Origin of the sequence: Winogradskyella sp., assembly GCF_003712105.1 — a bacterium.
Taxonomy (GTDB): Bacteria; Bacteroidota; Bacteroidia; order Flavobacteriales; family Flavobacteriaceae; genus Winogradskyella.
Genome location: NZ_RHLG01000004.1, coordinates 336,904 through 357,412, shown reverse-complemented (window position 1 = coordinate 357,412; position 20,509 = coordinate 336,904). Strand labels below are relative to the sequence as shown.

Here is a 20,509-nt window from a genome sequence, read left to right as displayed (position 1 = left end):
TATCACCTTGCGGCCCTTGAGGGCCAGTATCACCTTGAGGACCTTGTGCTCCTGTATCACCTTGCGGTCCTTGCAGCCCAGTCTCACCTCGTGGCCCTTGTGGCCCAACATCGCCTTGAGGTCCTTGCGGCCCAACATCGCCTTGAGGCCCTTGTGCTCCTGTATCACCTTGAGGACCTTGAGCTCCTGTATCACCTTGCGGTCCTTGCGGCCCTTGAGGCCCAACATCTCCTTGAGGTCCTTGAGCTCCGGTATCGCCTTGCGGCCCTTGAGGGCCAGTATCACCTTGTGGCCCTTGTGCTCCGGTATCGCCTTGTGGCCCTTGAGCTCCGGTATCGCCTTGCGGCCCTTGAGGACCAACATCTCCTTGAGGTCCTTGTGGTCCAACATCTCCTTGAGGTCCTTGTGGTCCAACATCACCTTGAGGTCCTTGTGCTCCTGTATCACCTTGCGGTCCTTGCGCGCCAGTATCACCTTGTGGCCCTTGAGCCCCGGTATCACCTTGCGGTCCTTGCGCGCCAGTATCACCTTGCGGCCCTTGCGGCCCAACATCACCTTGTGGACCTTGTGGCCCAACATCACCTTGTGGACCTTGTGCACCGGTATCACCTTGCGGCCCTTGAGGACCAACATCTCCTTGAGGTCCTTGTGCTCCGGTATCGCCTTGTGGACCTTGCGGCCCAACATCACCTTGTGGACCTTGTGCACCAGTATCACCTTGCGGCCCTTGAGGACCAACATCTCCTTGAGGTCCTTGTGGACCAGTATCACCTTGCGGCCCTTGAGGGCCAGTATCACCTTGTGGCCCTTGTGCTCCGGTATCGCCTTGTGGCCCTTGAGCTCCAGTATCACCTTGCGGTCCTTGTGGTCCAACATCTCCTTGAGTACCTTGTGCTCCTGTATCACCTTGAGGTCCTTGTGGTCCAACATCACCTTGAGGTCCTTGTGCTCCTGTATCACCTTGAGGCCCTTGAGGGCCAGTGTCACCTTGCGGCCCTTGGGCTCCGGTATCGCCTTGTGGCCCCTGAGGCCCAACATCACCTTGTGGACCAGTATCGCCTTGCGGTCCTTGTGGGCCTACAGAAATAGGTAAATCAACTGAGCCACCATCTGATAATGTTAAATTTGTACCATTTAAGGAAAGAGTTTGTAACTCGTTTGTTGGATCAGAATCTAGATCAACTACATTAAACGTAGTGGCGTTTCCATTTTCATTCGTATAAGTAAATGTACCATCATTATTGTCAACTAATGTTGTGATGGTTTCATTGGCCATAACATCTATACATAGACTTGACCAACTGTTATTATTAAATTGGAATAAACACGATTCGTCCGTGTTATAAACAATAGAACCATTTAAGGGTGTAATTGCATTCATCTGAGTTGTAGTAACTCTAGTTACGACGAATACTTTTTCGGAGCTTTCAAGTTCAAGAATTGAACTTGGATCAATTGTACCAGGATTGTTTCCTATCTTAACTTGAGAATAGGATATAACACAGGTACTCACAAGAATTATTGCTAGCAGATACCTTTTCATAAAAAATGTTTTGTGATTATGACACAATTATTTTAATTGGGTCACAGATGTAATCATGTAAGGGATTAAGGGTTTAAGGGGGTTATTATTGAATTAAATAGCTTTTATTGCTCACTAAGATAAGAAAAATATTACAACTCCAATTTTTGATTTGAGTTTTATAACTTTAGGTTTTTAACATAACAAAGCAGCAAATGAGATTCAATATAATTGATAAAGATGATTTACATCAAGTAATACCGTTGGTTTATGAATTAAATGAAGGTACTATCGATTTTGAAACTCTTAGAAATCGATTTGATGAAATGAAACATCAAAATTATGAATGTGCTGTTATTTTAGAATCTGATAATATTATTGGAGTGACTGGCCTATGGTTTTGTACTAGACATTATATTGGTAAGTCTGTAGAATTGGATCATGTTTATATTCTCCCAGAATATAGAGGTTCTGGATTAGGTAAAAAATTTATGCAATGGATACATGATTATGCCATCTCTAAAGGTTGCCAATCGATAGAGTTAAATACCTATGTTAGCAACTATCCATCTCATAAGTTTTATTATAATCAAGGCTTCGAAATTCTAGGCTATCACTTTCTTAAGAAACTTAAATAGTTATCTTATAAATCCTAAATCAGTATTTTTTTCTATTTCGTAGGGTGCTTTATTCTGTTCAAACAATCTAGCATCTAAATCACCTCTCAAAAATATATTATTGTTGTTTACTTCAATCCAACTGCCTTCTCTAAGACCGATCACAGGATGTGAATTGAATTTATGAAACTCTTTAATTCGTATTTCCCGAGTTTCACCCATATGTGTGCTGCCTTCAATTGGGTCAAGATAATGTGGGTTAATATTAAAAGGGACTACACCAAGAGTTTGAAAACTCGGCGGATAAACTATTGGCATATCATTAGTGGTTTGCATGGTAAGTCCACAAATATTACTTCCAGCACTCGAACCCAGATATGGAGTTCCATTTTCTATTGCGGTTTTCAGTGGCAAAATGAGTTTATTTTCATAAAGTTTATTCACTAATACAAAAGTATTTCCACCACCAGTAAATATCCCTTCAGCATTTTTAATAGCATTAATGGGATTATCAAATTGATGTAAGCCAATAACTTTAATTTTTAATTTTTCAAAAGCTTTTTTTGCAATAGCTGTGTATTCATCATAAGTTATGCCACTAGGTCTAGCATAAGGAATAAATAAAAGCTCTTTAGTGTTTTTAAAGTGCGCCTCTAATGTTTCAAATAAATACTCTAAGTAGTTTCCATTATGAATTGTAGATGTACTGGCTATTATGGCTGATTTCAAAATAAATGGTTTTCAATAATTTTCTTTCATGTAAAATTAGATTTTTTAATTATAATTCTGCTGAATGATGCTTTCAGATTTTTAGTATCTTAATAGTCATTTAACAAAACTTTACAAGGCATTTATTAGCTTTTTAAGGAATCAACTCCGAAATTTACTATTCATAAGCTCAAAGTCTAATGAAAACCAACTGTCTACTAATAGTATTTTCACTTCTTTCTTTTACCATCGTTGCTCAAGATGTACAACGTGTTGAAATTAATGGTAGAATAACCGTTGATACTGATGAGAAAGAAGGCATAACGGTTTTTAATCAAAGCTCTAATAAAGGTGTAACTACTGATGAAAATGGTAAATTTAGAATTGATGTGGCTGAGAATGATATCATTGCATTTGCTGCGCTTCAGTTTAAGGATTTTATCATAGTCATAGACAAACGTATTATTAAATCAAGACAAGTATCTGTGCGATTAGTTGAAGAGGTAAATAAACTAGATGAAGTGATTGTGTTGCCATATGATCTATCAGGAAACCTTAATACAGATGTTGAAGCTGTAAGGACATACAATGTAGAGATGTCTGAAATTTATAAAGGTGAAGAAGATTTTGACGATTATAAATTTTCTGCCGATAACAAAACCAGAATTGATGATCCTTTGCTTGATGAAAATAGGTTTAGATATGGATTTAATCCATTAGCTATTATTGGTATGTTTATTAAGAAAAAGGGGAAGGCAAAAAATGATGCTGATAAATTCAGGGAAAAACTAAGTCCAATCGAAGAACGTTATAGCGCACAATTTTTAAAGGAAAATTTTGATATTCCAACAAATCTTACGGAAGCTTTTATTGAATACATAGAATCTAAGACCTACGATAGATCAATATTGGAGCGTAAAAATGAGATTTATCTTATTGAATTTCTGCAAAAAGAAAGCGAGCTATTTTTATTGTCAAGAAATTGAAAACCAAATCATTACTTATTCTATTTTTTACCTTAATCTATTCGAGTTACAGTTTTAGTCAGCTTAAAATTTTAAAAGGTTCTGTATTTGCAACTGATGATGTTGAAGGTATCCATATTCTTAATAAAACTTCAGCGAAATACACGGTTACTAATGTCGAAGGGAAATTTGAAATATTAGCAAAGGAACATGATGTTTTAACAATAACCAGCTTAAAGTATGAAACTTTAGAGGTGATAGTAACCTCAAAGAATATAAGTAACCAATTTTTAAAATTGTATTTAGTAGAGCGAGTGAATGAGCTAGAAGAAGTTGTAGTTGGTAAAATTTTAACCGGTAATATAGGCTCGGATATTAGAAATATAGACATAGAAAAAGAGCTAAATTTTTACGATTTAGGCATTCCAGGTTATACAGGAAAACCAAAAACGTTGAACGAAAGAAAACTTGCCACAGCGACTTCTGGTTCTGGAATACCACTGATAGCAATTATAAACTTAATTACAGGCAAGACAAAACGGTTGAAAGAGATCGTAAAACTTGACAAGAAAATAAAATGCTCAAAAAAACTTAAATCTGAATATTCAAAAGTGATTTTTAAGAATGAAAATTTTTCAGAGGTTTTACAGAATAGATTTTTTGATTTCATTATGGATAGTGAAGACATGGAAAGAATTTGTAACTCAAAAAATGTACTTAAACCAATTGATTTCTTGTATGACGAACTTGAACTATTTAAGCAAAGATTAAAATCGGATGAATAGAGCCACACATATAATTTCTGTAATTGGTTTCTTTTTAAGTCTGTCTGCTTATTCACAGCTTAAACTTTTAAAAGGTTCTGTGTTTGCAAATGATGATGTTGAAGGTATACATATTCTTAATAAAACTTCAGCGAAATATACTGTTACTAATGCCGAAGGGAATTTTGAAATATTAGCAAAGGAAAAAGATGTTTTAACAATAACCAGTTTAAAGTATGAAACTTTAGAGGTCATAGTAACTTCAAAAAACATGAACGATCAATCATTAAAAATGTATTTAATAGAGCGAGTGAACGAGCTAGAAGAAGTTGTAGTTGGTAAAATTTTAACCGGTAATATTGGCTCGGATATTGGCAATATAGACTTAGAAAAAGAGCTAAATTTTTACGATTTAGGCATTCCAGGTTATACAGGAAAACCAAAAACACTTAATGAACGAAAATTAGCTGATGCTGATGGTGGCGCTCCCATTTATTATGGTATGGGAGTAAACTTCCATAAATTATTAAATAGAATAAGCGGACGCACCAAGCGCTTAAAGCAACGCGTTGATTTGGATGAAAGAATTAAATGTTTGGTAGAAATTAAAGAATTGTATTCGGAATCTCTTTTTGAGAATGAAGAGTTTACAACCGGCCAAATAAACGATTATTTCTACTTTTGTATGGATGCTGAAAACTTTAAAACTATTTGTCAAAGGAACGACCCAACAGAAATTATTCCTTTTTTGGAAGAAAAATTAAAAACGTATAAAGAGAATTTGAATTCAAAAGAAGATTAAATTGGCATGTCATTTGCTCATAGGGTAAATAATGAAATTAAATATGAAAAAATACATAATAGTACTCTCAATATTACCACTGCTTTTTATTCTATTCATTTCGACCAAAAAAGCTCATGAATATTATGTGAGTGTTACTAAGATTGAATATGTAAAACAGGAGAAAGCGCTTCAAATTATCAGTCAAATATTTATAGACGATTTTGAAAAAGTATTGAGAGAACGTTATGATGAGAATATAACACTTAATAATGGTAATGAATCAGAAATGATTGAAACCTACATGAGTAAATATTTAAAATTTAAACTCGATATTAAAGTTAATACAGCAGATGTTACGTTTAATTTTCTTGGCAAAGAGTATAAAGATGATATCGTCTATTGCTATCTAGAAATTGAGAATATAGACGCAATAAAAACCATCGAAATTAAAAATGAAGTCTTGTTCGACATCTACCCGGAACAGCAAAATATTCTTCGTACAAAAATTAACGGTAAAGACAAGAGTTTTATTCTCATTCCAGAGAATAATAAAGCTGTGTTAAACTTTGATTAAAAGCTATAATTGCATTTTGTTTTTTGCTACATTAGGCATCATTTTTAAAAACACCAAACCCTTATTATGAAGATTTTTAAACACATCTTACTAGGACTTTTATTTGTTTCTGCAGGAGCTTTTGCCCAAGATACAGAAGAAAAGGAAAAACCTCAAGGTCATACGAACACTAATAAATTCAAGCAGTTGTATGACGAATTTGCTACGCCAAATATGTTTAGAACAGGTTCAGGAGCACCTGGACCAGCATATTATCAGCAACAAGCAGACTATAAAATGGATATTGAAATTGATGATGAAAAGGCAAGACTTTATGGTTACGAAACGATTACTTATACTAACAATTCTCCAGATGAGTTGACATATTTATGGGTTCAGCTTGATCAAAATATGAGAGCCCGTGATTCTAAAACACCTTTAATTAGAAGCAATGGTATTGGACCAGCTACAACAGCATCAAGAGCAGCGACTACTTATTTAAAAGAGCGTTTTGATGGTGGTTTCAATATTCAAGAAGTTTCTGATGTAAACAAAAAAGCACTTCCACATACAATTAACAGAACAATGATGCGTGTGGAGTTACCTAAAGCTTTAAATACTGGAGACAAATTTACCTTCAATATTAAATGGTGGTACAATATCAATGATCACGTAAAAGATGGTGGACGTTCTGGATATGAATATTTCCCAGAGAATGACAATAGAATATACGTCATGGCTCAGTTCTATCCAAGAATGGCTGTGTACAATGATGTAGAAGGATGGCAAAATTCTCAATTCTGGGGAAGAGATGAGTTTGCATTACCATTTGGTAATTTTGATGTAAACATCACAGTACCTGCTGATCACGTTTTAGATGGTACTGGTTACTTAACAAATAGAGAAGAAGTATTCTCTAAAGAGATGATGAAGCGTTATAAAGAGGCTAAAAAATCTTATGATAAGCCAGTAGTAATAGTTACGCAAGAAGAAGCTGAAAAAACAGAAAAGACTAAAAGTAAGGATAAGAAGACATGGAAATTATCTGCGCAAATGGTTCGTGATTTTGGTTTTGCAACATCTCGTAAGTTTATCTACGATATGATGGCTGTTAAGTTAGATACTAAAGATGTAATGGCTGTATCAATGTATTCTAAAGAAGGTAATCCACTTTGGGGAGATTGGTCAACAAAAGTTGTTGCAAGTACACTTAAGAGTTATTCTAGAATGACGTTCGATTATCCATACCACAAAGCAATTTCTGCTCATGCACCAATGGGTATGGAATATCCAATGATTTGCTACAACTTTGGACGTCCAAATAAAGACGGAACATATTCTGATCGTGTTAAGTTTGGTATGATGGGTGTAATTATACATGAAGTTGGTCACAACTGGTTCCCAATGATTATCAATAGTGATGAGCGTCAATGGACTTGGATGGATGAAGGTCTTAATACTTTTGTACAATATGTTGCTGAACAAGATTTTGGTGAGTGGTTCCCAGATGCTTTATCACCAGGGCAAACTAAATACCCATCACGTCGTGGACCAGCTAAAAATATTGTAAGATACATGGGCGGAAATCAAGATTTTATCGCACCAATTATGACTAAAGGTCTTAATACGTATCAATTTGGTAGTAATGCTTACGCTAAACCAGCAACAGGATTAAATATTTTAAGAGAGACCGTTATGGGTCGCGATTTATTTGATTATGCATTTAAAGAGTATGCTAATCGCTGGAAATTTAAGCACCCAACACCAGAAGATTTCTTCCGTACTATGGAAGATGCATCTGCAGTTGATTTAGATTGGTTCTGGAGAGGTTGGTTCTACACAACCGATTATACTGACATAGGTGTAAAAGAAGTAAAGAAATATGCTGTAACAACAACTCCAACAGAAGAAGGAAAAAAACTAGCTGAGCGTTATAAGCAATTTGGAATCGACCCTAATAGTCTGGTTTATTTTGTTGGGGAAGATGAAGAAGGTTACCAAGAGGCTCTTGACGCAGGTCAACTTGCAGATGTACCTACAGTAAAAGAGTTTGTAATGGATAATTTTACAACAGATCAACAGAAAGAAATAAAATCTCCAAAATATTTCTATCAAGTTACGTTTAACAAGCCAGGCGGATTAGTTATGCCTTTAATAGTTGAGTATACTTATGCAGATGGTTCTAAAGAAAGAGAAACTTATCCTGCACAGATATGGAGACTTAATGATAATGAAGCATCTAGAGCTATTGCAAGTCAGAAAGAAATCGTGTCTATAACTGTAGATCCGGATTTAGAGACTGCTGATGTTGACACTTCTAACAACACTTGGCCAAAAGAAGTTAAGGAAAGTGATTTTAATAAGTTTAAAAATCAAATTAAAGACTAAATAAACAAGTCTATTACATATTTAAGCCGACTTTAACGAGTCGGCTTTTTTTATTAATTAAAGTCACTTTATATTTGCACTATGTTAAGTCAACCCATAGTATTATTTATCGGCGGTACCGAAATCTTTTTCATACTAGTTGTAGTAGTTATGGTTTTTGGTGCAGATAAAATTCCTGAAATAGCTCGTGGATTAGGTAAAGGTATGCGAGTACTTAAAGACGCTACAAACGACATTAAACATGAAGTTACTAAAAGTGTGAAAGATCATACAGATATTGACACTGACCTCACAAAGGACATTAATGAAGAACTTAATAAAGTTCGTGATGAGGTTGAGGACTTTGCAGGTTCTGTAAAGCGCAAACCATAATTAATTTAAGTTTACTTTTTTCTACTTATTGTTAGGCCATCTCTTATTGGTAATACCACCGTTTCTATTCTTGGGTCATTTGCCAGAAGTGTATTAAAATCTAGCACAGCTTTAGTAGAGATATCTTTTTCTTTAAGAGGTTCAACAACTTTTCCGTGCCAAAGTACATTATCCGACAGTATGATTCCGCCTGTATTTAGTTTTTCTATTATTAAACGGAAGTAATTACTATAGTTAGGTTTATCAGCATCTATAAAAACTAAATCAAAATTTAAATCAAGCTTGGGAATAATATCTAAAGCATTACCTACATGCTGAATAATTTGACTTCCGTAATTAGACTTATCAAAGTATTTTCGTGAAAAATCCTCTAGCTCTTCATTGATATCAATGGTATGTATAGTTCCATCTTTGTCCAAGCCTTCAGCAAGACATAATGTAGCATAACCAGTAAACGTACCTAATTCAAGGATAGTTTTTGGCTTACAAAGTTTAGAAATCATGCTAAGCACACGACCCTGATATGGTCCGCTGAGCATAATAGGTTGTAGTACTTTTTGGTAAGTTTCTCTTGTGAGTTGTTGTAATAATTTTGGCTCTTCTTCAGAATGGGCTACAACATAATCATCGATAGCTTTGGGTAGAAAGTACATTATTGGCTAAGTTTATTCTTTTTCAGCAGTATTAGGCACTTCTTCTTCAGATGGTTTACCAAGTATAAATAAGACCACACCGATTACGATTAGTCCAATTTTAATAGCCCAAGCTGGTGTTTCACCAAGTTCGTCGATCATACCAAATAACTTAAGTGTTAAACCGAAATAAGGTAAGATAATTAATGCTAAACCGATAAGCGCTGCGTAAGTGCCAATTTTTCTCATAATTTAATAAAGTTGATTAGTGTTTAAATATAGAAATTCTTTTTTAGGATAAAATCCGATGATATAATTTGTCTTTTGCTTTTTGGTTATCTCCGCAAAGCCACTGTACTACATTATCATCCCAAATGGCATTGCATTCATGTTCCGAAATAATATGTCGATCTACAGCCAAATCTAAAATTTTTCCAGGATAAGACGATTGCGCATCACTTTCCATTTCACCAAGTGGATACGGATCATCCAAGCCCATTAAAACTTGCTTAGAGGTTTGGTTTTTAATAAGTAACTCTAAAGAACCTGTATCATGGACTAGCGTATCGAAGAAAATATTTTTATGTCCAACAGCTTTACGAGGATGCTCCATGCCTTCAAAAAGGTCAGGTCTTCCATCAAAACCTTGTATACGTCGTCCTAAGTTTATTTGAGCCAATTGACCTCCATGAGCAAAGCAAATACGCATATTTGGATATTTTTCGTAGTACCCATTTAGAGTTAAAAAGTGATAGGCATCAGCACATTGAGCCAACATCCAGATTAAATGAAAACGCCATGAGGTGTTTTCTAACTTAATAAATTTTTCACCATCGTACGGATGAACCTCAACCGCCAAATTGTATTTGTCTGCAAGCTCAAAAATAGGCTCATTTTCTTCATCAAAAATACAGCGCCACGTACCTATAGTATCCATGTAATGTGTAGGAAGACAAAGGAGTCGCATATCGAGCTCTTCAACACAACGCTCAATTTCCCAACACGCACCTCTTACAAACCCAGGATGTACTACAAAACCACAGGTAAATTTACTTGGGTTATCATGCTGTATACGGGCATTAAAATCATTTTGAAAACGAAGCGCCTGCTTCATTTCTTCCAGACGTAATCCGTTACCATATAGCTGAGATAGGTTTAAAACGACAGCGTGGTCTATTTTAAAATGCTCCATCCAAGCCAATTTTTCATCTAAAAAAAAGCTAGAGTCCGTAACCGGACGTCTCCAGTCTTTTTGAAGCATAAACTTTCTATCCTTATCTACCCAAAAAATGCCTTTATCCTTCATGAACTGAGGGATTTCTTCAGGGTAGGGAAGTAAGTGTGAGTGGCCGTTTATACGAAGTTTACGTTTTGTCATTAAATCCCTTTTAGGAGGTTTTGTAATTTGTCTTAATTGCTAGAATCTTCTTTTTTAATTTTTTTGTTATATCGGTCAAAAATTGCTGGCATATCAGTTTCAATATTATCTAAGGTAAATTCTTCTTCATATAATAAACTTCCGTTCTCTTCAGAATACCATTGCAATTTATCTTTTACACCTTTAGGTCTTGGGTATTCTATAACTAATCCTACAGTATTTGGGCCTCTTCTAGGTGAATGTGGTATACCTGGTGGCAATACAAAAATTTCACCTTCTCTAATGTGAATGTCTCTAGGTTCACCATCTTCCATAATTTTTAAGACGATATCACCTTCAATTTGATGAAAGAATTCTGGGGTTTCGTTATAATGGTAATCAGTACGGCTGTTAGGACCACCAACAACCATAACAATAAAATCAGTGTCTTTCCATACAACCTTGTTACCAACAGGCGGTTTTAATAAGTGTCGATGTTCTTCAATCCAAGCTTTGAAGTTAACAGGTGGATATACTTTACTCATGACTATGGTATTTTAATTATTCTTAAAGTTACAAACTTTTTGTGCGCCCACCATCAACAGGTAAGTTAATGCCGTTTATATATGAGGCTCTGGCACTTGCTAAAAATGTAATCGCATCAGCAGTTTCTTCAGGCTTAGCAAAGCGTTTTGCAGGAACTGCATTTTTCATTGCATTAGATGATTCTTCCTCAGATTTACCTGTTTTAGCCGATTTGTTTTTTATAATTTGGGTTAAACGCTCAGTTGCAGTTGCGCCAGGTAATACATTGTTTACTGTAATACCAAATTGACCTAGTTCGTTAGCCAGAGTCTTACTCCAATTGGCTACAGCTCCGCGAATAGTATTACTAACTCCTAAGCCGTCCAATGGTTGTTTTACCGAAGTAGAAATTACATTAATTACTCTTCCGTAAGCTTCACTTTTCATAAAAGGAGCTAAAGCTTGTACCAATACGTGATTACATTTGAGATGCTGTGTAAAAGCAGTTTGAAACTCTTCAACTTCAGCAGAAAAAATGGGTCCACCAGGAGGACCACCAGTGTTGTTTATTAGAATATGAAAGCCGTGGTTCGACGATATGTAATTATCTAATTTTTCTTTTAATTCAGTTGGGTCGGAAAAGTCAGCGACGATGTAATTGTGATTTCTGTGTTGAGGTAATTCAGCCAATGTAGCTTTTAACTTGTCTTCATTTCTAGCAATTAACACTACATTTACACCTTCTTCTGCAAGAGCTATCGCTGTTGCTTTTCCTATACCTGCCGTACTACCGCAAACCAGTGCATATTTATTATTTAGACCTAAGTCCATTTAATTCACAAATTTAAAGCTCTTCATCATGGCGTCAGCAGCTTTAACATAATCATCATATTCTGAAACTGTACTTGAAAACGTTAATGCATAACCGGAATCACCTCGCGTAAAAATAAATTGATTGAATTTTAAAACCATACTATTCCCAAAATCTGCAGACCATATAATTTGTTCACCTTCTATACCATTAATTGTAACAGGCTCATTAGAAATAATATTGGCATTAGGGATTTGAGCTTTAACTTGGTCAAGGGATATTTTAGCATATTCTGAAGTGCTTATTTTTTGTCCTCGAAGTGACTCTTTAGACAAGTTTAAGTTTTCTCTAAACTTATCTTTAGCTTGAGTAGACTCATCAGACAGAATAATAAACTGAACTGAAGGTTGAACTTTTTGTTCGCTAGATGCCCAAGTAGCTGGATAATCTATGGTATAGTTGTTCTTTGTGAATGTCTTCATTTCTTGTGCAGAAAGGGTAATAGACATAAATAATACAATCAAAAATAAAATTCTAGTTTTCATAATTTCTAGGTTTTAGACTAACAAGATGACTAAATAAATTCAAGAAGACAAATAAGTTTTAATATTTAATACACACATTTTTGGGTTCGGTAAAGAATCGTAATGCTTCAAATCCACCTTCACGACCTACTCCAGAGTTTTTAACACCACCAAAAGGTGTACGTAAATCTCGCATTAACCAAGTATTTACCCATACAATTCCTGCTTGTAATTGGTTGCTAATTCGCATTGTACGTTTCAGATCATTAGTCCAAAGTGTTGCAGATAATCCATACACTACTTTGTTAGCCATATTAAGAACTTCCTTCTCAGTATTAAAAGGCATTATAGTAACTACTGGTCCAAATATTTCTTCTTGATTTACGCGACATTCGTCTGTTGGTACTTCAATAACTGTTGGTTGCATATAGTAACCGTTTTCATAACCTTCGATAGTCACACTATTTCCACCGCAAAGTACAATTCCGCCGTCTTCTTTAGCAATTTCCACATAACTCATCACTTTGTCTAGATGGGCTTTTGAAACCAAAGCACCAACTTTTGTATCCGATTCTGAAGGATGTCCAACCTTTAAGGCTTTAACCTTATTGACAAAGTCAGTTTTGAATTGCTCATAAATAGAGGCCTCAACAAAAATGCGACTTCCACAAAGACATATTTGCCCTTGATTTGCAAAGGACGAACGCACAGTAGTTGCCATCATATCTTCGTAATCACAATCAGCAAAAATGATATTAGGGTTTTTGCCACCAAGTTCTAAAGACAATTTCTTAAACATTGGAGCAGCAATCTTAGCAATATGTGCTCCTGTGGTTGTACCTCCTGTAAAACTAATAGCTTTAATATTAGGATGCTCAATAATTGCCTGACCGGTTGAAGTTCCTAAACCATGTACAATATTCAAAACACCTTTAGGTAAACCGGCTTCATTGCATATGTCACCGAGTAAATAAGCTGTCATAGGCGTCACTTCACTTGGTTTAGCAACAACACAATTACCGGCAGCAATTGCTGGAGCAATTTTCCATGTAAATAGGTATAACGGTAAATTCCATGGGCTAATACAACCTACAACTCCAATAGGTTGACGTAAGGTGTAATTAATAGCATTTTGACCGATACTCTCGTGACTTTCACTAGCAAATTGAGTAATGGCATTCGCAAAGAATCTAAAATTACTCGATGCTCTTGGTATATCAACAGCTTTTGCTAACCAAAGTGGTTTGCCATTGTCTTTGCTTTCTGCTTCGGCAAGTTTATCTAGATTAGCTTCGATCAGTTCTGAAATTTTCAGCATTATTCGGCTTCGTTCTTCTAAAGTAGTGTTACTCCAAAGCTTAAAAGCTGATTTGGCACTTTGGTAAGCTTGCTCAATATCTTCTTTGTTAGAGTTTGGAATCTGACCATAAACTTCGCCATTAGATGGGTTATAGTTATCTATCCAATTGTTAGAAATTGGGTTTTGAAAGTTGCCGTTTATGTAGTTTTTTATATCCATTAAGCCATTTGTGCTCGACGTAACATTAATTTTAATTACAACGGCTTATAAGCCATAACTTTAATTTCTACAACCAAATCCGGATGTGGTAATTGATGTACAGCAACTGTTGTACGGGTTGGTCCGGTTTCTTTATCAAAAAACTCAGCATAAGCTTTATTATAGCCAGCAAAATCATTCATATTAACTAAAAACGATGTCACATCAACCACATCTTTTAAAGACGCTCCCACTTTTTGCAAATTCCTGTCGATATTTTGCAAAACCTCACGAGTTTGTACTTCGATATTTAATCGCTTGGTACCCATGTTGTCTATAATATCTACTCCTGCAATGGTATTATCAGCGCGTCTTGAACTGGTGCCTGATACAAATATAAAGTCGCCCACACGTTTTGTATGTGGATAAGCACCTCTGGGTGTTACATTATTACTCATAGTTATTAGCCTAATCCAGCAACTCTATCATCTTCAAGAATTGCTTCAGTTTCTGTTTTTACTTTATCTAAAATATCTTTTATATCGTCTGAGGTTGAAATAACACCATCAGATAACATATTTAATATGGCTTTGTCCTGAGCTCGACCTCTTAACATAGCTTCTCTATAACCAATATCTTCATTGAAAGTTACTAAACTATATTTAGAAGAATAATCTTCAGGAAATTCTTTTTCTAAAGCCATTTCAATCTTACGTTTTTCTTGAAAAATAGCTTGACCGACATGGTCTTTCATTTCATGAAAATTATCGATCGCTAAATCAGCTATAGCATCGGTATCTTTCTTGCGTTGTTTCTCGTATTCTGAATATACCGTTTCCCAATCACCTTCAAACTTGTCTAATACACTATCAAAAACAACAACATCTTCAAAAGAGGCATTCATGCCTTGTCCATAAAACGGTACTATGGCATGTGCAGAATCACCCATCAATAATGTATTGCCTTTATAATGCCATGGCGAACATTTTACGGTACCTAAGGGCGCAGTTGGATTCTCGAAAAACTCTTCTGTAAGGTTTGGCATTAACTCTAAGGCATCTGGAAATTCTTTTTGAAAGAATTCGGTAACAATTTCAGGAGTAGTAAGATTATTAAAATTATACTCGCCTTCATCATAACTCAAAAATAATGTTACCGTAAAACTGCCATCTAAGTTGGGTAATGCAATAATCATAAAATCGCCTCTAGGCCATATATGTAAAGCATTTTTGTAGGTTTTATAACCACCATTTTCGGTAGGAAGTATGCTCAGTTCTTTATAACCGTGGGTCAACCATTCTTGAGAAAAACTGAACAAAAACTTTTTCTCTAAATAATAGCTCTTTCGTAAAGCCGAACCAGCACCATCAGTGGCAATAATACAATCTGCATCTTCTATAAATTCGTCTTTAGTATGATAGTCCGAAAATAGGGCAGTGGTATTTTCAAAATCTACAGACTCACATCTTTTATTAAAATGGATAGCTACATTTTTATGTTTTTCTGCTTCATCTAGCAATAAAGCGTTTAGTTCTTGTCTTGAAATCGAGTTGATATATTCGTAATCACGACCACTGTAGTTAGATAGGAATGTATTTCCGTCTTTATCATGAAGCATACGTCCATTCATAGGAATACAAAGATCTCTAACCTTATCTTCTATGTCTACCATTTTCATGGCTTTATTGCCTCTGTCAGAAAATGCTAAATTAATAGAGCGACCTGCAGAGATATCAGTACGACGTAGGTCTGGACGCATCTCATATACGGTTACATTATAACCACGCTGACCGAGGCGTAATGCTAACAAGCTTCCACAAAGCCCAGCACCAATAATAAGTATGTTTTGTTGGTTATTGCTCATAGTACTATTTTCAATATTTCTACAAATTCATACACATCAATGAACGAATTATACAGTGGTACAGGTGCGCAACGTATTACATCTGGTTCGCGCCAATCGGTTACAATGCCGGCTTTTGTAAGTTTATCATGCAATGTTTTATCGGCATTTTTTACTTGAATAGAAAGCTGACAGCCACGTTCGTCAGGGTTTGCTGGTGTTATAATTTTAATATCAGAATTATTTAACTCATTAATTAAAAACTCAAAGTAGCCAGTTAAGTCTTTAGACTTTAAACATAACTTATCAAAACCTGCTTTTTTAAACACATCGAGAGATGCTCTAATTGCAGCCATTGATAAAATAGGCGGATTACTCAATTGCCATCCTTCAGCACCTGGAAGTTGGTCAAACTCATCACGCATAATAAAACGGGTTTCTTTATTATGACTCCACCAACCTGTAAATCGGTTGAGGTCTTTTCTGTTTGCGTGACGTTCATGTACAAATGCACCTGATAAGCTTCCTGGTCCAGAATTAAGATATTTATACGTGCACCAAACCGCAAAATCGGCACCAGAATTATGAAGATTTAACTGCACATTCCCAGCGCCATGAGCGCAATCAAATCCAACAGTACAGCCGTAAGAATGTCCTAGTTCTGTTATGCGTTTTAAATCAAAAAATTGTCCGGTGTAGTAGTTAACACCACCAATCATTATTAATGCAATTTCCTCACCATGTTGAGCTAAAATCGATTCTAAATCATCGTAGTTAGCAAGTTCTTCACCTTCACGAGCTTTCCAAAGGATTAAACCTTCTTTATCATCATAACCATGGTGTCTTAGTTGAGACTCCACAGCATATTTATCAGACGGAAAAGCGTCTGCTTCGATTAATATCTTATAGCGTTCTTTGGTAGGTTTGTAGAAGCTGACCATCATAAAATGAAGGTTTGCAGTAAGTGAATTCATTACAACAACTTCAAGTGGTTTTGCACCAACAATACTTGCCATAGTTTCGGTTAAGAATTCATGATAATGTAACCATGGGTTTTTACCTTCTGTATGGCCTTCAACTCCTAAGTTTGCCCAATCTTCAAGTTCTTGTTGAATATAATCTTTGGTGATTTTTGGTTGTAAACCTAAGGAATTGCCAGTCATATAAATAAGCTCATTTCCATTTTCATCTTTTGGAATATGAAACTCGTTTCTAAACTGAGATAATTGATCATTTCGGTCCAGTTCTTTAGCAAAATCTAAACCTAATTTATAGCTGGGCAACGTGTGATTGAGTTTTGGTGTCTAACAAAAATAAGAATTAATAATGACTGTTTAAAGTGCTTTTGTTTCATCTTAATTATTACTAACTTTAAAACAAATTCGAATGCTATGGCTAAAATTAAAGAATACACTAATGGTGATGTTACTGTGGTTTGGGAAGCTGAAAAATGCATACATTCTGCAATGTGCGTTAAAGGCTTACCTCATGTTTTTAAACCCAAAGAACGTCCTTGGATTTCTGTTGATGCTGCATCGACAGACGAACTTATTGAGACTATAAAAAAATGCCCTTCCGGAGCTTTGAGTTATTATATGAATGCTCAAGACAATAATGAAGCCGTAAAACTCGAAACCCAAGTCGAGGTTTTAGAAAATGGGCCGTTATTAGTTTATGGCACTCTGAATGTCACCCATAAAGATGGCTCTCAAGAAACCAAAAACAGAACCACTGCGTTTTGTAGATGTGGTGCTTCTCAAAACAAACCTTATTGTGATGGCGCTCACGTAAAACTAGAATTTAAAGGATAAAAAAAGCGCCTTGTAAACAAAGCGCAGGAGAATATATATGGACGCCTAATGGCGGGAATGTAAGATATACATCTTATGTCGAAACATAAACGCTAACCTTACATATATTAATTAACTTTTATATCATCAAGGACTAAATTCCAGCTGCCATCTTCTTGCTTATGGTCTTCGGCTATTTTGATGCCATTAAAATCGTTATAGTTTTCGAATGTTGTAGATAATGTAGGGTCTTCAGAATTCCCTTTTCTAAAGGTCCATTCTCTAATCATATAACCCTTATCAAAATAAATATCATAAGCATCGCCTGGTGTGTAACCACCTTCGCTTGGATAGGTAATAGTAATCATATCCATTTGGGTTTTACTTATAGGAGCTTCTGCTACTTTTGCTTCTGAAATTGTTGCTGAGCTATCCCAAATTAATTGAAAAGGTACCAAAAGCCAATACTTATCATTTATAAAAGCCCTATCAATATTAGTAGGTATGTTACTCTTATCAGCTAAGCTGTACTTTACAATTTGGTCACCAGCTTGCATAACAACACTGTCTTTTTTGGTTAGCCATGTCCAAGAGCGCGCATTTCCTTTAATGGTATCTCTGTCAACTCTAAAGCTGAATTCTACATGTTCTATATTTTCCCAATTTTCAAAACCGTGAGCTTGGGCTATTTTTTCTGCAGTAGAAAGTGGTTTGGTAGTTTCTTTTTTGTCAGATTTGCAACTTACAATAAGAAATAAAAGTAAGAGAAAAGGCGATAAAGACTTCATATTTAAAAATGATAATTTAATTTTGAGTGGCATTAAGTTGCGTAAAATTAAGAAACCATGAACGAGAATACTAATTATTTTGAAACCAATAAAGTCACTTGGAATAGAAAGGTTGCAGTACATGCACAAAGCGAGATGTATGATATGGAGGCTTTTAAGTCTGGTAAAAGCTCTTTGATGCCATATGAGTTAAAAGCTTTGGGTGATGTTAATGGTAAATCTTTGTTGCATTTACAATGTCATTTTGGTCAGGATACGTTAAGCTGGAGTCGTATGGGTGCCAAATGTATGGGTGTTGACTTGAGTGATGAAGGCATAAAACTGGCGCAACAACTTAATACTGAATTGGGGTTAGATGCAGAATTTGTGTGCTGCAATGTTTTGGATGTATCACAACATATTTCTCAACAGTTTGATATTGTGTATACGAGCTATGGTGTTATAGGTTGGTTGCCAGATTTAAAGCCTTGGGCACAGATGATTGCTGAACGCTTAAAACCTGGTGGCGTGTTCTATATGGTTGAGTTTCACCCAATTTTATGGATGTTCGATTATACTGATGGTAAGCCAAAGATGAAATATCACTATAACCAAGATGAGGTTATTTATGAAGAATACGAAGGTACTTATGCTGATGGAAGCTCGAATATGGTAAGTAAAGAATATGGTTGGAATCACGGCTTAGGTGAAGTGATCAATGCACTTATTGAAGCAGGATTGACTATTGATTATCTTAACGAATACGACGAAAGCCCATACGATGTATTCCCAGATTTAGTAAAAGGTGATGATGGAATGTATACCATGAAAGACCAACTATTCCCTATGATTTTTGAGGTGAAGGCGGTTAAGTCTAGTCAATGACTTTTAAAGAATTTAGGTGTAATAACACCGAGTTTCCACTAACATTAAAACACGCGCCACTAACACCTTTGTAATCTATATGAAACGCCATGATATCTTTACTCATAAAAGTAACCCCAAACTCGTCTAAATTAAAATGTCTAAAATTTATCTGCTTGACACAATTCTTTAAGTCAGGATACTTCAAGTCAGTATTATAGTCTTCTTTTAGTTTTTTATTAAGTAGTTCCTCAATCAGTTTTGTTTTATCTTTAAAAAAGTTTGAGTTTTTTGTTTTTGTAGTGTCAGTACCAACTATCTTGAATATTTGATATTCATACGAATATCTCCCTTTATAATCAGGAATTCCAACAGATTTAAATAAATGATTTTTATAAAAACATTCTTTAATTATTACCGAGTCTATAGTTTCTGAATTTTCTACATATGTCTCCGAACAGATTGGAGTAGTATTTATTTCATGACTACTAGGCCTAATATTAAATGCTATTATTAAAGTTACTATTGCTAAAATGAATTTTACTTCTTTCATGAATTCGTGGGTTTACTGTGCTTTTAATTATTGAGTTTTCTAAAACTTTATTGATCGTTAGTTTTTTGTAGTGTCTACTTTTGTAGTTGTATGCACTTTAACTTTGAACTTTTTCTTAAACTCTTCAAGCTCTTTTATATCGTTAATAAATAATGCTTTACTTGAATCTATATCTTTAAGACTAACGGCTCTATAATTTTTACCTTCAAAAACTCTATTTATTTCTAAAATTGTTAATAGTCTTTTTGGAGAATAATTTGAACGAAAAAAAGAATCTAAAATAGCTGATGCTTTCTCTCTTGTTAAAGAGTCTTTGACTGATAATTTGAGTTCATTAATTACCGCTTTATTGTCTTTAATCTTCTTGAAATCTTTCTTTCTAATACTGAACTCTTTCTTTAATTGATTGTAATTTTTTGTATTCTGAGAAACTATCTTGTCACTACATTCTAAAGTTATACCAATAACAATATTCATTTGTAAAAACCCACTTGCTATCGGTGTCATTTTCAAGTATCCAACTACCTATAATATCTTCATCAAGATTATTGAAAGAGGTTAACAATATGAATCCTAATAAGGTTAAAGAGGATAAAATAGCTCCTGTTTTTAACATATTTTTCATCTATAAGTTTTTTTATTTACAATCAATTGAGTCTTTAGCTTTAGGAG

Annotated in this window: 24 protein-coding genes and 1 pseudogene; 9 read left to right on the top strand and 16 right to left on the bottom strand. The window is 35.1% G+C overall.

Annotation, left to right across the window (positions count from 1 at the left end; all coding sequences use genetic code 11):
* Positions 1-1,543, bottom strand: a pseudogene (locus ED556_RS11360) (hypothetical protein); the annotation flags it as partial.
* 194 nt (positions 1,544-1,737) lie between these two features.
* On the opposite strand from ED556_RS11360, the gene ED556_RS11355 reads away from it, so the two are divergent.
* Positions 1,738-2,160 (top strand): GNAT family N-acetyltransferase, encoded by a 423-nt coding sequence (locus tag ED556_RS11355; RefSeq protein ID WP_296323746.1) that lies wholly within the window; start codon positions 1,738-1,740, stop codon positions 2,158-2,160.
* Here the strand turns inward: ED556_RS11355 and pepE are convergent, their stop codons facing one another.
* A complete protein-coding gene (pepE, locus tag ED556_RS11350) occupies positions 2,161-2,868 on the bottom strand; it encodes a dipeptidase PepE (protein WP_296323743.1) in 708 nt (235 codons plus the stop codon).
* 179 nt (positions 2,869-3,047) lie between these two features.
* Between pepE and ED556_RS11345 the strand changes: the two genes are divergently transcribed.
* The 6 genes from ED556_RS11345 to ED556_RS11320 all read left to right on the top strand — a co-directional run bounded on the left by ED556_RS11345 (position 3,048) and on the right by ED556_RS11320 (position 8,673).
* Positions 3,048-3,833 (top strand): carboxypeptidase-like regulatory domain-containing protein, encoded by a 786-nt coding sequence (locus ED556_RS11345; protein WP_296323739.1) that lies wholly within the window; start codon positions 3,048-3,050, stop codon positions 3,831-3,833.
* Positions 3,830-4,597, top strand: coding sequence for a carboxypeptidase-like regulatory domain-containing protein (locus ED556_RS11340; protein ID WP_296323736.1), 768 nt, complete (start codon positions 3,830-3,832; stop codon positions 4,595-4,597). Before ED556_RS11345 ends, ED556_RS11340 begins: the two co-directional genes overlap by 4 nt.
* Positions 4,590-5,378 carry a carboxypeptidase-like regulatory domain-containing protein gene (locus ED556_RS11335; RefSeq protein ID WP_296323733.1) on the top strand — a complete coding sequence of 263 codons (789 nt, stop codon included), beginning with the start codon at positions 4,590-4,592 and terminating at the stop codon, positions 5,376-5,378. Before ED556_RS11340 ends, ED556_RS11335 begins: the two co-directional genes overlap by 8 nt.
* A 43-nt stretch (positions 5,379-5,421) precedes the next feature.
* Positions 5,422-5,934 carry a DUF6702 family protein gene (locus ED556_RS11330; protein WP_296323731.1) on the top strand — a complete coding sequence of 171 codons (513 nt, stop codon included), beginning with the start codon at positions 5,422-5,424 and terminating at the stop codon, positions 5,932-5,934.
* A gap of 66 nt (positions 5,935-6,000) precedes the next feature.
* Positions 6,001-8,301 (top strand): M1 family metallopeptidase, encoded by a 2,301-nt coding sequence (locus tag ED556_RS11325; RefSeq protein WP_296323729.1) that lies wholly within the window; start codon positions 6,001-6,003, stop codon positions 8,299-8,301.
* 81 nt (positions 8,302-8,382) lie between these two features.
* Positions 8,383-8,673, top strand: a complete 291-nt coding sequence (locus tag ED556_RS11320; protein WP_296323727.1) for a twin-arginine translocase TatA/TatE family subunit — start codon at positions 8,383-8,385, stop codon at positions 8,671-8,673.
* A gap of 11 nt (positions 8,674-8,684) precedes the next feature.
* On the opposite strand, the gene ED556_RS11315 is transcribed toward ED556_RS11320, so the two are convergent.
* From ED556_RS11315 to kynU, 10 genes are read right to left on the bottom strand one after another with little or no spacing between them, the layout of a single operon-like run.
* Complete coding sequence (locus ED556_RS11315; RefSeq protein WP_296323724.1) at positions 8,685-9,326, bottom strand: O-methyltransferase; 642 nt, start codon at positions 9,324-9,326, stop codon at positions 8,685-8,687.
* Positions 9,327-9,338: 12 nt separating this feature from the next.
* Positions 9,339-9,554 carry a hypothetical protein gene (locus tag ED556_RS11310; RefSeq protein WP_296323721.1) on the bottom strand — a complete coding sequence of 72 codons (216 nt, stop codon included), beginning with the start codon at positions 9,552-9,554 and terminating at the stop codon, positions 9,339-9,341.
* A gap of 43 nt (positions 9,555-9,597) precedes the next feature.
* A complete protein-coding gene (locus ED556_RS11305; protein ID WP_296323718.1) occupies positions 9,598-10,683 on the bottom strand; it encodes an amidohydrolase family protein in 1,086 nt (361 codons plus the stop codon).
* Between the two features lie 32 nt (positions 10,684-10,715).
* Complete coding sequence (locus ED556_RS11300; RefSeq protein WP_296323715.1) at positions 10,716-11,207, bottom strand: 3-hydroxyanthranilate 3,4-dioxygenase; 492 nt, start codon at positions 11,205-11,207, stop codon at positions 10,716-10,718.
* Positions 11,208-11,235: 28 nt separating this feature from the next.
* Entirely contained in the window at positions 11,236-12,018 is a 783-nt protein-coding gene (locus ED556_RS11295) for an SDR family oxidoreductase (protein ID WP_296323712.1), read from the bottom strand.
* Positions 12,019-12,543 (bottom strand): hypothetical protein, encoded by a 525-nt coding sequence (locus tag ED556_RS11290; RefSeq protein ID WP_296323709.1) that lies wholly within the window; start codon positions 12,541-12,543, stop codon positions 12,019-12,021. It lies immediately after the preceding gene.
* Positions 12,544-12,601: 58 nt separating this feature from the next.
* Entirely contained in the window at positions 12,602-14,041 is a 1,440-nt protein-coding gene (locus ED556_RS11285) for an aldehyde dehydrogenase (protein ID WP_296323706.1), read from the bottom strand.
* A 35-nt stretch (positions 14,042-14,076) separates the two neighbouring features.
* Entirely contained in the window at positions 14,077-14,478 is a 402-nt protein-coding gene (locus ED556_RS11280) for a RidA family protein (RefSeq protein ID WP_296323704.1), read from the bottom strand.
* A gap of 5 nt (positions 14,479-14,483) precedes the next feature.
* On the bottom strand, positions 14,484-15,884 hold the full coding sequence (locus tag ED556_RS11275; RefSeq protein WP_296323701.1) for an NAD(P)/FAD-dependent oxidoreductase: 1,401 nt from the start codon (positions 15,882-15,884) through the stop codon (positions 14,484-14,486).
* Positions 15,881-17,146: a kynureninase gene (kynU, locus tag ED556_RS11270; RefSeq protein ID WP_296323698.1), complete on the bottom strand. Its 1,266-nt coding sequence runs from the start codon at positions 17,144-17,146 to the stop codon at positions 15,881-15,883. The genes ED556_RS11275 and kynU overlap by 4 nt, the downstream gene beginning before the upstream one ends.
* A gap of 108 nt (positions 17,147-17,254) precedes the next feature.
* Between kynU and ED556_RS11265 the strand changes: the two genes are divergently transcribed.
* Positions 17,255-17,674 carry a (4Fe-4S)-binding protein gene (locus ED556_RS11265; protein ID WP_296323695.1) on the top strand — a complete coding sequence of 140 codons (420 nt, stop codon included), beginning with the start codon at positions 17,255-17,257 and terminating at the stop codon, positions 17,672-17,674.
* A gap of 107 nt (positions 17,675-17,781) precedes the next feature.
* Here ED556_RS11265 and ED556_RS11260 read toward each other — a convergent pair whose 3' ends face one another.
* Positions 17,782-18,441 (bottom strand): hypothetical protein, encoded by a 660-nt coding sequence (locus ED556_RS11260; RefSeq protein WP_296323692.1) that lies wholly within the window; start codon positions 18,439-18,441, stop codon positions 17,782-17,784.
* Positions 18,442-18,498: 57 nt separating this feature from the next.
* Here ED556_RS11260 and ED556_RS11255 point away from each other — a divergent pair, with 57 nt between their 5' ends.
* A complete protein-coding gene (locus ED556_RS11255) occupies positions 18,499-19,305 on the top strand; it encodes a class I SAM-dependent methyltransferase (protein ID WP_296323689.1) in 807 nt (268 codons plus the stop codon).
* Here the strand turns inward: ED556_RS11255 and ED556_RS11250 are convergent.
* From ED556_RS11250 to ED556_RS11240, 3 genes are read right to left on the bottom strand one after another with little or no spacing between them, the layout of a single operon-like run.
* Positions 19,295-19,837 (bottom strand): hypothetical protein, encoded by a 543-nt coding sequence (locus tag ED556_RS11250; RefSeq protein WP_296323686.1) that lies wholly within the window; start codon positions 19,835-19,837, stop codon positions 19,295-19,297. The two genes, ED556_RS11255 and ED556_RS11250, sit on opposite strands and share 11 nt — an antisense overlap.
* A gap of 57 nt (positions 19,838-19,894) precedes the next feature.
* Positions 19,895-20,314, bottom strand: coding sequence for a hypothetical protein (locus tag ED556_RS11245; protein ID WP_296323685.1), 420 nt, complete (start codon positions 20,312-20,314; stop codon positions 19,895-19,897).
* Complete coding sequence (locus ED556_RS11240; protein ID WP_296323682.1) at positions 20,280-20,462, bottom strand: hypothetical protein; 183 nt, start codon at positions 20,460-20,462, stop codon at positions 20,280-20,282. The genes ED556_RS11245 and ED556_RS11240 overlap by 35 nt, the downstream gene beginning before the upstream one ends.
* Positions 20,463-20,509 lie beyond the last annotated feature (47 nt).

What these genes read in the sequence shown, in the direction of transcription:
- ED556_RS11355 (WP_296323746.1), top strand. Translation starts at nt 1,738, where the DNA reads ATGAGATTCAATATAATTGATAAAGATGATTTACATCAAGTAATACCG.
- ED556_RS11345 (WP_296323739.1), top strand. Translation starts at nt 3,048, where the DNA reads ATGAAAACCAACTGTCTACTAATAGTATTTTCACTTCTTTCTTTTACC.
- ED556_RS11335 (WP_296323733.1), top strand. Translation starts at nt 4,590, where the DNA reads ATGAATAGAGCCACACATATAATTTCTGTAATTGGTTTCTTTTTAAGT.
- ED556_RS11330 (WP_296323731.1), top strand. Translation starts at nt 5,422, where the DNA reads ATGAAAAAATACATAATAGTACTCTCAATATTACCACTGCTTTTTATT.
- ED556_RS11325 (WP_296323729.1), top strand. Translation starts at nt 6,001, where the DNA reads ATGAAGATTTTTAAACACATCTTACTAGGACTTTTATTTGTTTCTGCA.
- ED556_RS11320 (WP_296323727.1), top strand. Translation starts at nt 8,383, where the DNA reads ATGTTAAGTCAACCCATAGTATTATTTATCGGCGGTACCGAAATCTTT.
- ED556_RS11315 (WP_296323724.1), bottom strand. Translation starts at nt 9,326, where the DNA reads ATGTACTTTCTACCCAAAGCTATCGATGATTATGTTGTAGCCCATTCT.
- ED556_RS11310 (WP_296323721.1), bottom strand. Translation starts at nt 9,554, where the DNA reads ATGAGAAAAATTGGCACTTACGCAGCGCTTATCGGTTTAGCATTAATT.
- ED556_RS11305 (WP_296323718.1), bottom strand. Translation starts at nt 10,683, where the DNA reads ATGACAAAACGTAAACTTCGTATAAACGGCCACTCACACTTACTTCCC.
- ED556_RS11300 (WP_296323715.1), bottom strand. Translation starts at nt 11,207, where the DNA reads ATGAGTAAAGTATATCCACCTGTTAACTTCAAAGCTTGGATTGAAGAA.
- ED556_RS11295 (WP_296323712.1), bottom strand. Translation starts at nt 12,018, where the DNA reads ATGGACTTAGGTCTAAATAATAAATATGCACTGGTTTGCGGTAGTACG.
- ED556_RS11290 (WP_296323709.1), bottom strand. Translation starts at nt 12,543, where the DNA reads ATGAAAACTAGAATTTTATTTTTGATTGTATTATTTATGTCTATTACC.
- ED556_RS11285 (WP_296323706.1), bottom strand. Translation starts at nt 14,041, where the DNA reads ATGGATATAAAAAACTACATAAACGGCAACTTTCAAAACCCAATTTCT.
- ED556_RS11280 (WP_296323704.1), bottom strand. Translation starts at nt 14,478, where the DNA reads ATGAGTAATAATGTAACACCCAGAGGTGCTTATCCACATACAAAACGT.
- ED556_RS11275 (WP_296323701.1), bottom strand. Translation starts at nt 15,884, where the DNA reads ATGAGCAATAACCAACAAAACATACTTATTATTGGTGCTGGGCTTTGT.
- ED556_RS11265 (WP_296323695.1), top strand. Translation starts at nt 17,255, where the DNA reads ATGGCTAAAATTAAAGAATACACTAATGGTGATGTTACTGTGGTTTGG.
- ED556_RS11260 (WP_296323692.1), bottom strand. Translation starts at nt 18,441, where the DNA reads ATGAAGTCTTTATCGCCTTTTCTCTTACTTTTATTTCTTATTGTAAGT.
- ED556_RS11255 (WP_296323689.1), top strand. Translation starts at nt 18,499, where the DNA reads ATGAACGAGAATACTAATTATTTTGAAACCAATAAAGTCACTTGGAAT.
- ED556_RS11250 (WP_296323686.1), bottom strand. Translation starts at nt 19,837, where the DNA reads ATGAAAGAAGTAAAATTCATTTTAGCAATAGTAACTTTAATAATAGCA.
- ED556_RS11245 (WP_296323685.1), bottom strand. Translation starts at nt 20,314, where the DNA reads ATGAATATTGTTATTGGTATAACTTTAGAATGTAGTGACAAGATAGTT.
- ED556_RS11240 (WP_296323682.1), bottom strand. Translation starts at nt 20,462, where the DNA reads ATGAAAAATATGTTAAAAACAGGAGCTATTTTATCCTCTTTAACCTTA.